Source organism: Bradyrhizobium sp. UFLA05-89, assembly GCF_059803475.1.
Window position 1 is genome coordinate 1 of record NZ_JBANBA010000178.1, and the last position, 11736, is coordinate 11736.

An 11736-nucleotide genomic window follows, 5' to 3' on the forward strand; every position below is an offset into this window, starting at 1 on the left:
GTGCCTTGGCGCTTTTTGGACGCCGGTCAGTTGACCCTGCGGAGCCTCCTTCTTGCCGGCGTCCAAAAACCAGCACATAAGCGGTCAAGCTCGCGCGGCGGTGCAATTAGCGAAGGGCCACGAGCGACCTCGGCGCCTGTTTTAGAAGTACTCTCTTTTTGCCACCAATCAATAAGCCAGCTGCATCAAACCAGGTGAAAGTCATGCTCATGCGCGTGCAACTCGGCCGTTGTAACGCCTAGCAGAGTAACCGTGCCGCCCTGTCCATCCGAAATAGCCGCACCAGCTGCCGTGTTAGTCGTGTGGGCCAAGATGTCGTGCGTACTTCTGAAGATGCTGTGATCGAACTCCAGCGTGTCTTCGTGAATATTGAAGTTCTTGATGATGTCGTTTCCAAAATCCGGTCGGAAGAGGAAAGTGTCGTCGCCCTTTCCTGCGATAAGGGTATCGCCGCTACCGCCAATCAAGACGGCGTCTCCATGGCCAGCTTTCAACGTATCGCCGCCTGCTGAGCCATCGAGCACGTACGGCCCGTTATGAGCCGCCGTGAGAGTTGTATTGGCTCCTGATAGGTATGTGGTGCCCTTTTCGAAAACGACGATGTTGAGCGTCGAAGTGGTCAAACCGCCGTGGCCGTCAGAAACGGTGTACGTGAAGGTGTCCTGCTTTATTCCACCGCGGTCGTCCCAGCCACGATCGTCCCACCCGCGGTGATACCAGCCAAAGTCGTCATGGTTGCGGCTCGCGGTGTACGTATAGCTGCCGTCGGCATTTAGGGTCAGCCAGCCATATTTGCCCTCGATAGCATGGCCCACAGCCTTCGTTTTACCATCGACGGCCTGGACGGTAAGTTTGTCGTGGATGTCGGGATCGCTGTCGTTAGCAAGCACACCCTCGTCGGCCGCGACCTTAAGAGTGCGCCCCCAAGCCACAACGTTACCATCTGGCGCCGCGACGGGGTTGTCGTTTGCGCCGTCAATTGTAACGACCACATCCTGCGTAACCGTGCCACCGTGCTGATCATCGATGACGACTGGAATGGTAGCGGTCACGCTCTCGCCAGTTCCTACAAAATCGATCTGCTTGTCCGCGAAGCTGAACACCCAATCGATAGTTCCAGCGTTGGTGTTGCCTGATTCAGGCTGGATGCTGATTGCCGCCTCAAAAGTCGCGATCTGAGCGGGGGTGAGAGCATAGTCATGACCGCTAGAGTCTTGGTATGAAAAGGTCTCGTCCTTGGTGTCGATAGTGGCTGCGGGGCGATGACTGAGGTCAGGATCGGTAAAGGCAATAACCCCGGTCACTTTGTCGATCGCAGTGCTGCCGGTGGTATGTGGCAGTTCGTTGATGGTCTCACTCGCTGTGGTATGAGTGCTGTCGAGTGTCGGCGGATCGTTCAGACCGTTAATTGTTATCGTCTCTGTTCCGGTGCCCGCTGTCCCTCGGCCATCACTAGCGGTGAACTTGAACGACATGGTCGTGCTTTCGCCGAGAGCCAGGTACTTATAGTTCGTACCTGGATCGAAACTGAAGGTGCCATCGGAGTTGAAAGTCAGCCCGGCCGGAGCGGTCCCGTCCAGTGCGTATGTGATGCCATTACCCGCCAGATCGACGGCCGACACAGAAGCTTTTAGAACCGTGTTCTGGTCGGTTGAGGTAGCACCATTAAAAGCAATGGGTCCTAGATCTTGACCCGGACTTTGTGTTTCATTTTGAGCCTGAGCGATCAGCGTCCCAAGATTGGCTCCCGTGAATAGGTTCGCGACTACTTGCAACTGACTAGAGTTGCCAGCCGCATTCGTGATCGCGGTCGATGCGGCTCCTTGCTCCACAAGTGCAATACCAGCGGCATCGCTGAGCAACTGAGCGCCGGACTGATCCGTCTGAAGAACGTGGTCCAGTGCGGCGTTGCCAGCTGCAATAACGGAGGCGATGGTATCGGCCGTGCCTTGCCCGAGTGTTATGCCCTCCATCTGCGCGACTTGGGTGAACAGGGCACTCAGAGCGGTCTTGTCGCTCAAATTGATGCCTGTGGCGTCCAAGGCAGAAGCAAGGGACGAAAACGCTGCCTGAAGACTCGGAGAAAACGCTGCGCCCATTCCGGCGAGCGCGGACGCAATCATAGAGACGGTGTCGTAGACCTTTTCACCCGCGACCTCTGCAGCAGCGCCATCGGGACTGCCGCCTTGCGCTGCAGCGATCGGATCGAATGTGGTGAGGTCTAGAGTTGTGGAAAGGCCGAGAGCCGTAAGAACCTTCGTTTGCGCAAATGAGTCTGAAGCAAGATCAGTAAGCAGTGTCGTCAGTGGAGTGATGTCGGTCGATCCTGCAGGCGCAGACAATTGTCCCTTAAACTGCAATCCTAGGGATGTATCCGTGCCCCCGTACGCGATCAGCGGGCCTGAGCCGCCGCTCAGCGAAAAGCTACCCGTTGAATCCGTTGTGGTCGAAACATCATTGGAGGCGAGTTGGCCGGTGCCATTGGCGTCGGCGAAGACGGTTGCGCCGGAAATGTAGCCTTCCGCGACTTTGGACAGCGAAAGGCCGAGCGCCTCCCATCCGAGTATTTCCGAAATGTCAGCTGGGGTGAATTGTAGAGAAGCATCTGGAACGCCAACATAGATACCGACAGCTGTGGATGAGCTTCCATCGGACACCCAGACCGGACCGCCACTAGCACCTGCGCCAAGATTACCCGGATCTTCTAGAAAGCCAGTGGCGCCAAGGATTACATTTTGGATAGAGTTATACTGAGGGCCAAGGCCACCTGGGTATCCAGTAATATTGACGCTTCCCGCCGCAAAGCCAGATGTCAGTTGAAACATTCCGTACGAGGCAAGATTGACCGAAGTGTTGATTACACCGAAGTCATGAATCTCATTCAGATCGTTAAATGTCGCTGAGCTAACATACTGTGGGTCCGTAAAGGTACTGAAGGTACCGATAGAAATATCAACGCCGTTGATCGTTACTATTGGACCCGAGACTGGTCCTAACGGGGATTCTAATTTCACATGTGTAAGTACGTGCGCGGCAGTGAGAATGGTGTGAGGGCCGACTATGAACCCCGTTCCAATGTCGGTGTCTCCATCTGGCGCCGTGTAGGTTAGCTGAACAACCGCGCTATAAGGATTGAACGTCTGTAGTGCCGGAGGCGGCGGTGCTGGTGACGTCGAATAATGGGTAGCCGGATTCGAAATGTACGCGATCTCCGTCCCCCCGTTCTTATCTGAGAATAGAGTCACCCCGCCTACGATCGGCTGCGATAGACTGAAATTGTAAACAGCTCCGTTGTCCACGAACTGAAGAGTCTTCGTGCTCGTCTCCCAAATCGTATAGCCATGTCCATCAAACGGCAAACTGGCAATATCAAAGCTGTCGCCCGGGGTAAAACCAGAGATCACGCCCGTCGGCGTCGTGCTCCCGTCGATTTTTAGCGTTGCATTGGTACCAGCAAACGTAATCGTCCCAATGTCAGCGCCGTTCAATTCTAGTGTCGAATTAGCGCCGATAGTCGCCGAGCCACCTCCTAGATTTCCATTGACCTCCAAGGTCCCGCCGCCAGAGATCGAAAAGCTATCTACCCCTGAACCGGCAGCGACTTTGGTTGTACCTGCGCCGTTGATCGTAACCGTCTGTGCGCCTGCGCCAAGTGCTAGGTTGTAGCTGCCACTACTTCCGTAAACGTTTGTAGTCACTCCAGTAGGACTGTCGCCAATTGCGAAAGTATGATGGAGATCAAACGTCTTGTCCGTGAGAGAAATAGCAATGCTAGTGTCACCAGGATCAGCATTCGGAAGCGTAATGGTGTCGCCACCACCCAGAGCATTGTAAAGGTCAGCACCGTCATCGATTGCGGCTGCTTGATTGTCCGTGAGACTGTTGAAATTGACGGTCTCTGCTCCTGTGGTGAAGAGCGTATTCTGGTCGATCGCACCAAATCCCGTATTGATACCGACGACGGCGCCCGTGCCTCCCGATTCAGTCAAGTTACTCAGTACGACCGAAAACTGTTCGGAGGGTGGACTAGAAAGTGGGTTTTCGAGAAGGGGAACCTGAATCGTTTGTGTTGTTTGTCCCGGTGCAAAGGTCAGCGTCCCATGGGAGTCTTGGAAATCCGCTCCTGCTATCGCCGTTCCATTATGGGTGGCGTAGTCGACAGTAATTGTGTCACTGCTAGGAGACGATAGTGAAACGGTGAAGGTTTCTGTCTGCGGCTGTGATGCCGACTTGTGAACCGTCGGCGCATTGCTAATATTTACGATTGGCCCTGAGGGCGGCCCTACATTGATCTCTTCCCACGCATAGGTCGTCCATTGAACAGTAAAAATACCGGGACTTGTACCGGGAGGTTCATATGGTGAGGGCTGCGCCTCTGTCGCGCTGTCAGTTGCCGTTGGACCGACCAAGATAGTTGGATCAGGCTGACTCCCTGCTACGAAGTAATTGCCAATCCCAATCGTGTAGGTCCATTCGACAATATTGGTCTCTTCAAAATGCCAATTGAGCCCGTTTGGCTGCTGCACCAATTCCCAATTCCCTTGAGGCACTGCTGCGTAAGCCTGTTCAATGTATCCGAAAGGGTAGGACGAGTACGGTGTCGGATCCACAGAAGGGCCGTAAACAGGATTGCCCAAAAACGAGGCCAGCTGACCGCTTCCCGGAAAATTCTGATCGTCAGGAGCGAAATTGCCCCGGTCCATGTTGTATACAAATTCGACCCAATACGTCGTCATTACTTCCTCACAAAGGAATGTCTACGAATTGAATGCTGCACGCGCAGCTTTGGAAACTCAGAAAGAATAATTGGCTACGGGAAGGTACAGTTTATTGATCGGTAAGCCATGACCCAAATGGGTCATTCCCGCCCTGTGCCGCGCGGCGCTCAATCCAACGGCTCACCGACAACCAAGGCCCCGCGCGTTTCAGCTGCGGCCGATGTGGACGCTGGTCAAAAAACTCACTAGCTCGGCTTGGCGCCCCGTTCCCGTCTTCGCCAACACAGACTTGAGTTGGTTGCGCACCGTCTCACGCGAGAGATTGCTATGCTTGGCGATCTGTTCGATGCTGCTGCCCTCCACGAGGCCGCGTGCAACTTTTGCCTCCGCCGGGCTCAGATCAAACAAGCCGTTGAGTACGTGAGCTGGCGGCGCCTTTGCGTTGGTTAGAGGGGTAACGACAAATACGCTCGACGCGCCGGAAAAAATGTCGCGCGCCTGCCGGCGCACAGGAAGCATATGCGCAACGCAAGCCGGGCCATCCCCGTTGGCCGGGACAGGAAACGAATACGCTCGCGCTTCTGCGTCGCGACCACCAAGGGCTTCGAGGGCGGCCCGAAATAGATCGTGCGAACGGTGATGTGAAATTATCAGTCGCCCCCCTGCCGCTGATTTGAATTGAGCGCCCATCTGCTCAAGCAGAAGATTGGCGGAAAGAACTCGCCCATTTGCGTCGAGGGCTGCTCCAGGCAATGCCAGCTTGCTCAGTGTTTCCGTCATGGCTCGGGCGCGCTCCAACCCCAAGCGAACTGCCAACAACGCAGAGCGGGCGAGGTGCGGGCGCAACGTATCGAGAACTGGTAGCACTTCCCGATCTACAAAGCCCTTCTTGTGGGAGCGCTCAATATTGAAAATGATGAGGTCGCCGGATGGCGCCGGTATCACAGTTCCAGTCCCGACGCCGCCGCCGAACTTCCGCAAGCAATCCACGTAGAATGGGTCTGTTTCGGCTTCTTCAGGAGTCACGAGATCGAGGTCGACGACGAAACCGGAGTAGTTCAGAGGCGCGAGACGCGATGCGCGTATGTTCTGGCGCATCCATCCTTCATCGATAAACGCGCGCAGCATGGGCGAAAGGCAGTCCGATGAAACGGCTCGAACATTTTGATCGGGATCAGCAGCAATCAGAATACCGCCATCGCAACGCGCAATGGCGGCAATCCGGTCGAGAATATCTATCCACAGATCAGGAATGACGGCTGCCTCGTAAATTCGATCAACGATATCGTTCATTGATCGCTGGCTCCGGCGTCATCGCAATTACAAAGAATCTCGATCCATGGGCCAGCAGTGCACGGAGCAAGCGCATCGGCGCGAAGTCGCCAATAAGCGGTAAGAGGTCTAATACGAAGATCATTCGCCAAAGGGCACGATGCAATAGAACGCATTCTCATGAACCCCCAAATGGCACATTTAAAAAAATTCAGTGCTGACAAGCAGTTGCGAGGCCTCTCGGTGATGGCGTCTCCGTCTGATTTATAAATTAAATGCTATATTAATTAATAGATAAATCCAGCTTCATTTAAAAGGTTGCCTACGGAAGTGCCCTGTCTTCGGCGCTGCACCACTAGCTTGCGGCGCGTCGGGGCCTGACGTCGACGATTTCGGCTGAGTTTGTCGGTTGGTTGAGATCCGCTTTCGTCCAAGAGCGCCGAGGCTGGGACCGGGCCAGAAGCATTGCGTTCGGCCAGACCCCCCGTGATTCAGGCTCCCAACCGGGGCCAGAATCGTATGCTACGAACTCAAGCTAATGCCGCCGAACAAGTTTTCTGCCGCTCCTCAGTAAGCGATCGCCGTAACCTCAATGGCCATTTCTTGGTCCTGCGATCCGGAGCACCCTGACGCGATCTGCCGGAGGCGTAGGACTGATGATCCAGGCAGCGCCACTTCATACGGCTTTTTACAGTCCCCGAGAGCCATTGCGCGAAGCGATTGGGGATGAAGGAAACCTGATTAATAGGAAAGGGGCATCCAGAAGCCTAGGAATCGTCTCAGTTCAGGGCACAAGTGCCGCGGCAGAATTGTCGGCCGTGATAGGCCCAAACCTCAGGCACTCCAGCATGACTATAAAGGACGATCCGATTTTCGCAGCCATCGAACGCCACCGGGAGCTGTCGAAACGGCATTCCGCGGCGGCGGATGTTTCTACGAAGCTCCTGGACGGTCCTGAATTTGAGGCGGCCGATAAGATCACCGCCTCCAGACGAGATGAGCTCGCCAAATATGCGGATACGCTGATCCGCACCGGTAGCAGGGATCGTGGCTTTGACGCGCTACGTCGCCACCCTCGATGATTGGGAGCTGCCTGACGACGACCGCGAGCTCCGGCAGATCGCAACGGACCCGACCGGTGATTGGCGCCGTGTGTTCCTGAACACGCTGGCCGACGCGCTCGACAAGATCGGTCATCCCGAGAAGACGGCAAGATCCTAATCTTCGTTAAGGGGTGCGTCAGGCGAGTGTCAGCCCGCCATACGATCTTTCTCTACGTTCCCCTGCACGGGATTCGCGGTTGCGAGGTCCGGTCGGATTTGCTTCCAAGGTCGGGCCTCGCTTCGTTATCTCCATGGAGCCTCGCTACGCTCTCAGAGAGTGTATTTGCGTGTAAATGTGAGCGCGGCCAGGGCTCCCTCAAACGTGGTGGGCTCGATCTCATCGACCCTGTACCGCGCTTTGAGCTCGACGTCCTCTGCAACTTTCACCGCCTTTTGCAGCGGATTGAGCCGCGCATCCCGGCGCGCGATCGACGCAGCAAGCGCAGCATGCTCAGCGCGGTTGCGATCGGGGTACATGTCCGCTGGGGAGTACAGGTCGATCTGCTCGTGAGAGGTCGAACGAAATCCTCCAGCGCCCCAGGGATTGCCGACGCTTTCGACGTATGGTTCAAGATCGCCGGCTTTCTTCAGTTCACGCTCAGCCGCCTCTAGAGCATCGTACGCCTCTGCCAATGCTTTATCAGCCGAGCGGTGCGCCGCCAGGGCGGCGAACACCGGATCGCTGTCGGCGGAAGCGGCCGCCATCGTGGGAGCTGCGGCAATGACGGCGGCGCTTCGGACGAGCATGTTCATTATAGATCTCCTGTTGATTGCTTCCCCGCTCGAAGAAATCGACGGGCGCGAGGAAGGTTCTGGCTGGGTTTGAGGGAGCTGACATGCGCCAGATTGGCTAGCGGGAATCAGGTCACGCGATAACAATTGAGACGCGCCCGGGGCGCAAAGCGTGAGCGGAGCTAAGTGGGTCATGGAATTATCCTGTTGTGAGCCGCGGGAAGTTTTCAGGTGTCAAGTGGCTTGCAGTTGACGGATTTCGTCCCGGTAGGCGGCGATCGTTGCGCGCCAGGTAGGCCCGTGGTCGATGTAGGCGGCGCGGCCGATCAGTGCTTGCAGCGTCTCAACGCGCTCAGCTTTCGCCTGAGCCGCCTTTGCCGCGACCACGGCGTTCTGCATAGCTTCAGCCCAAGCTCGCCGGAGTGCCCACGCGAAGCACTTGCGGCCAATGTCGATGAATTTGATCTGCGGATAGAGGTACGTTTCTCGGAAGATGGCCCAAGCTCGGCGCATGATGGCTGCGCGGTCGAATTTGGGCATAGCTCCGCCGTTCACCGCGAAGGTGCTCTTTGTCATCTGGGTTGCTCGCTGGCTTGCTATCTGATACTAAAAGTATCTCATCGGATCGGGTAGGATGTCAATACTAAAAGTATCAATTCGTCAGATCAAAGCGGCCCGAGCGTTGCTCGGCTGGTCGCAGGATGATCTAGCCACTCAGTCAGGAGTATCAGTCCCCACCGTCAAGAGATTGGAGGCTGCGGATGGTGAGGTTGGCGGGAGAGCGGAGACCGGTAACGCGCTTGTGGCCGCGCTTGAGAAGGCCGGTATAGAATTTATTCCAGAGAACGGCGGAGGGGCGGGGGTGAGGTTACGGAAGAGAAAGCGATAGCCAACCGCTGATTAACGTCACGACGCTCTGCCAGGGCATGGTTTCGGACCGCTGCTCGTGCAAAGCCGCTGAGCGTGCATTCAAGGAAGTAGGAACCTCATAAATGGGTTGGCTATCCCGAAAACTGGCTTTATGGGGCGCTAGTGCGCAGAAGCGCGAAATCACGGATTTTGTTCAGCGATTGGCCGCTCTCGATTCCGCAGAAGTGGGCATGATGGTTATCGCGGCTGCGGAATGGCGCAATCGGCTGGCCGAAACTGAGGGGTTGAGTTGCTGCAGCCAGGTGCCGTCCTAGCCCAGCACCCCGAACTGACCTTTAATTTCTCACGGACGGTTCAAAAACTGCAGGGCTCTGGCGATTTCGCGGCTGCGGCAGGGCTGATTGTCTGGGTGCATTCGCTGAGAGCCATGACCGATCCGCTTCTCAGAGAAGACGGAAGAGCTATGTGGCGGGAGTTGGCGCGCGGCTTTCCGCATGTGATGCGGACAACCGCAGAACTCGAGGCCGCAACCGGAAAAAGGGTCAAGATCGAAGGCTGGCAGACCTTTCCTGAGGGTTTAGGCGAACGGAGCTGATTGCTCGCCGCGTCGGCTGCTAGCTCTGGCAGGACAAAGGCAGCGCAACGTCCTCACGCCAGCATCGATTTCACTGACGACGCGGAGAATGTTGCGCCGTTCTCGTTGACGTGTCCAAGCCTGGCGAGCTCGGCCGCGATCTCGCGCAGGGAAAGATTGGCAGCCTGAAGGCGCTTCGCCTCTTGGACCATCTCGGGCTTGCGCTCGGCCCAGCTCTTTCTGCCCTCGACCTTGGCGCCTGTCCTGCGGCGTTTCCGCTCCCTAGCGCCTCGCAGCTTGGCCACCGTCATGGCTTTATCGAACTGGGCAACTGCCCCAAGGATCTGACGGATCAGCACCGCCGTAGGAGTATCGTCCACGAATTGATCGGGAGAGTCAGCCGCGATCAGTGCCACTCCCTCTGCGTTTAGACGCTTCCAGCCAGTTTCCTGGACGATCAAGTCCCGAGCGAAGCGATTGGCAGTTTCGACGATGATGGTCCGGACGCCATTGCCGGCGATCATTTCGAGGGCGGCCATGAAGCCTGGCCGAGTATCGATCGTGTCGCTTCCGGCAACGGCGGGGTCATCGAACCACGCCACGATCTTGTAGCCGGCGCGGTTGGCGTAGGCCTGGACTGCCTTCCGCTGGCGAACCACGCTGTCCTTGTCCGCCCCGACGTTCGCCGCTGAACTCGTTCTCGTGTAACCGATTGCAGGCCGCCGCTGGCGTTTCTCTTGACCTGACATGGGCTTAATCCCGAGTTGTACAGATATCTCAGGAAATCCGTACGACAGCCGGCCGTTCGGCACAAGAAAATTTAGGCGCAATGGATGGAGGGGCTGCAAATGAAAGGAGGACGCTGCCAGTCGCTCGAGCAAGTTGGGGAAGCAGCGGGCCCCTCGCTGTCGATAATCAAACGCCTGGAGGCGAGGGAGAGGAGGACCTCGGAAAGCGTTCGAGAAAGCCGGTGGCAGACCTCAACTCATTACTACGGCTGACTTAAGCTTGCCTAAGCTGGTTAATTATATCTGTCAGGGCCGCGATGTGCCCCTCCAAGATGAGCTTGTTCGCCTCAGCGCTTCGTATTGTGTTTAAGAGTGAATCGATACGAGCCCTCATGGCAGAAATCTTTTCCTCTACCACGCGGTCGTCAAGCGACAATTCGCCACCGTCGCTTGTCACTTCGGGGTCGATAGGCGAGCGAGTTAAATTGACTTCGTCAATTTGGATATAGGTATATAAGTAGATGTTGGTTCGCAATGACCTCGGAGGATCTCCGCCAATATCCATACTGCCTTCCGAACGGTGAAGCTCAACTCGACCTCGCGGTATTTGGCTTAGACTAGCGCGATTTTCAGAGATGATTTTCTGTAATTGCTTGAGCGCCGCTCCGAACATTCCCGGTGCATCACTCAACCATTCAGTCATGCGTGCAATCGTCTGATCGAGGAACTGGGCTCTTTCGCGTCGATCTACGCGAACAACCTTGTATATCGCCAAGACAAATAGTGCGGCTCCGTTGGCTGCCTGATAGATGCTTGGCCCTCGCTCGAGCAACTCAAAGGCAGCTCTCTCGGATTCATCGCGCATTTCGCGGATGCCGTGAATGTTTACCGGACTAGCTGCCATGTAGACGTCAAACTGGCGCGTCAGCGCCCGCGATCGAATTACCGCTTCCTCATTGAAAAATCTCTCCAGTTGCTCGGGAATAAACACAAACAGATCCCGGAGCAGCGCGATAATTGTATCCATTCGGCGTAGGCCGCAGGGTCACCGCCTGAGCAGTTCAGGGTTCTCTTTGTAAACCTTGATGAGCTCGATCAGGTTTTCGATGCCGAAGTCGGTGAACGCCTGAACACCGTCTTCACCGACGCCATAGACCCAGATCACGCCGTCCTCGATCTCCATCCCGATGGCGATGTCGCGCAGCCAGTCTTCATCTTCGCCGAGGTCCATTGCCACCTGGGTAATAGTGGTGACGTGATGGACCTTGTTGACGTGCGTGGTCATGCTGCTCGAGCAGAGATTGCTGATCCCGGCGTCCAATTCCAAGGCAGCAGCTCGTCCAGCCGATGAACTGGGTGGGCGGCGATGCGGGCAAGGATGTCCGTGAGCCAGGCTTGCGGATCAACGCCGTTCATTTTGGCCGTGACGATCAAGCTATACATGGAAGCCGCGCGCCGCCCACCGCGGTCAGAGCCGCAGAACAGCCAGGCCTTTCGCCCGAGCGCTATACCTCTTAATCCTCGCTCGGCCGCATTGTTGGAGAGACAGACGCGTCCGTCCTTCAGGAACAGCGTGAAGCTCGCCCATCGCTTCAGGATGTAGTTGAACGCCTTGGCCAGGTCGTGCCCACGGGACAGCTTGACGAGCTGCTGCCGCATATAGACCTGAAGGTCCTCGACCAGAGGCCGGCTCAGCGTCTGTCGCACCTCCAGACGCCCTTCGGGGCTCTTGCCATTGC

11 protein-coding genes are annotated in these 11736 nt (G+C 56.4%); 3 read left to right on the plus strand and 8 right to left on the minus strand.

What is annotated here, in order from left to right:
- Positions 1 to 185 precede the first annotated feature (185 nt).
- Entirely contained in the window at positions 186 to 4736 is a 4551-nt protein-coding gene (locus tag SO139_RS43755; RefSeq protein ID WP_498541984.1) for a cadherin-like domain-containing protein, read from the minus strand.
- 189 nt (positions 4737 to 4925) lie between these two features.
- Complete coding sequence (locus SO139_RS43760) at positions 4926 to 6011, minus strand: helix-turn-helix transcriptional regulator (RefSeq protein WP_449384462.1); 1086 nt, start codon at positions 6009 to 6011, stop codon at positions 4926 to 4928.
- Between the two features lie 1032 nt (positions 6012 to 7043).
- Between SO139_RS43760 and SO139_RS43765 the strand changes: the two genes are divergently transcribed.
- Positions 7044 to 7211 (plus strand): hypothetical protein, encoded by a 168-nt coding sequence (locus SO139_RS43765; RefSeq protein ID WP_498541985.1) that lies wholly within the window; start codon positions 7044 to 7046, stop codon positions 7209 to 7211.
- Positions 7212 to 7363: 152 nt separating this feature from the next.
- Here the strand turns inward: SO139_RS43765 and SO139_RS43770 are convergent, their stop codons facing one another.
- Together SO139_RS43770 and SO139_RS43775 are read right to left on the minus strand one after the other, a co-directional pair.
- On the minus strand, positions 7364 to 7846 hold the full coding sequence (locus SO139_RS43770) for a hypothetical protein (protein WP_449384459.1): 483 nt from the start codon (positions 7844 to 7846) through the stop codon (positions 7364 to 7366).
- A gap of 213 nt (positions 7847 to 8059) precedes the next feature.
- The gene (locus SO139_RS43775) at positions 8060 to 8401 is read right to left on the minus strand and encodes a hypothetical protein (protein ID WP_449384458.1); all 342 of its coding nucleotides are present in this window, start codon (positions 8399 to 8401) and stop codon (positions 8060 to 8062) included.
- A gap of 58 nt (positions 8402 to 8459) precedes the next feature.
- On the opposite strand from SO139_RS43775, the gene SO139_RS43780 reads away from it, so the two are divergent.
- On the plus strand, positions 8460 to 8714 hold the full coding sequence (locus SO139_RS43780) for a helix-turn-helix domain-containing protein (RefSeq protein WP_449384457.1): 255 nt from the start codon (positions 8460 to 8462) through the stop codon (positions 8712 to 8714).
- Positions 8715 to 8984: 270 nt separating this feature from the next.
- A complete protein-coding gene (locus SO139_RS43785; RefSeq protein ID WP_449384456.1) occupies positions 8985 to 9290 on the plus strand; it encodes a hypothetical protein in 306 nt (101 codons plus the stop codon).
- Between the two features lie 53 nt (positions 9291 to 9343).
- On the opposite strand, the gene SO139_RS43790 is transcribed toward SO139_RS43785, so the two are convergent.
- The 4 genes from SO139_RS43790 to SO139_RS43805 all read right to left on the minus strand — a co-directional run.
- Positions 9344 to 10150, minus strand: coding sequence for a recombinase family protein (locus SO139_RS43790; RefSeq protein ID WP_449384455.1), 807 nt, complete (start codon positions 10148 to 10150; stop codon positions 9344 to 9346).
- 121 nt (positions 10151 to 10271) lie between these two features.
- Complete coding sequence (locus SO139_RS43795) at positions 10272 to 11024, minus strand: hypothetical protein (RefSeq protein ID WP_449384454.1); 753 nt, start codon at positions 11022 to 11024, stop codon at positions 10272 to 10274.
- Between the two features lie 18 nt (positions 11025 to 11042).
- Positions 11043 to 11282, minus strand: coding sequence for a hypothetical protein (locus SO139_RS43800; protein WP_449384682.1), 240 nt, complete (start codon positions 11280 to 11282; stop codon positions 11043 to 11045).
- The coding region (locus SO139_RS43805) for an IS66 family transposase (RefSeq protein WP_498541986.1) at positions 11279 to 11736 on the minus strand (458 nt) is incomplete at its 5' end. The genes SO139_RS43800 and SO139_RS43805, both read right to left, overlap by 4 nt.

Coding starts and splice junctions, on each gene's coding strand:
- SO139_RS43755 (WP_498541984.1), bottom strand. CDS start 4,736: ATGACGACGTATTGGGTCGAATTTGTATACAACATGGACCGGGGCAAT.
- SO139_RS43760 (WP_449384462.1), bottom strand. CDS start 6,011: ATGAACGATATCGTTGATCGAATTTACGAGGCAGCCGTCATTCCTGAT.
- SO139_RS43770 (WP_449384459.1), bottom strand. CDS start 7,846: ATGAACATGCTCGTCCGAAGCGCCGCCGTCATTGCCGCAGCTCCCACG.
- SO139_RS43775 (WP_449384458.1), bottom strand. CDS start 8,401: ATGACAAAGAGCACCTTCGCGGTGAACGGCGGAGCTATGCCCAAATTC.
- SO139_RS43780 (WP_449384457.1), top strand. CDS start 8,460: ATGTCAATACTAAAAGTATCAATTCGTCAGATCAAAGCGGCCCGAGCG.
- SO139_RS43795 (WP_449384454.1), bottom strand. CDS start 11,024: ATGGATACAATTATCGCGCTGCTCCGGGATCTGTTTGTGTTTATTCCC.
- SO139_RS43800 (WP_449384682.1), bottom strand. CDS start 11,282: ATGACCACGCACGTCAACAAGGTCCATCACGTCACCACTATTACCCAG.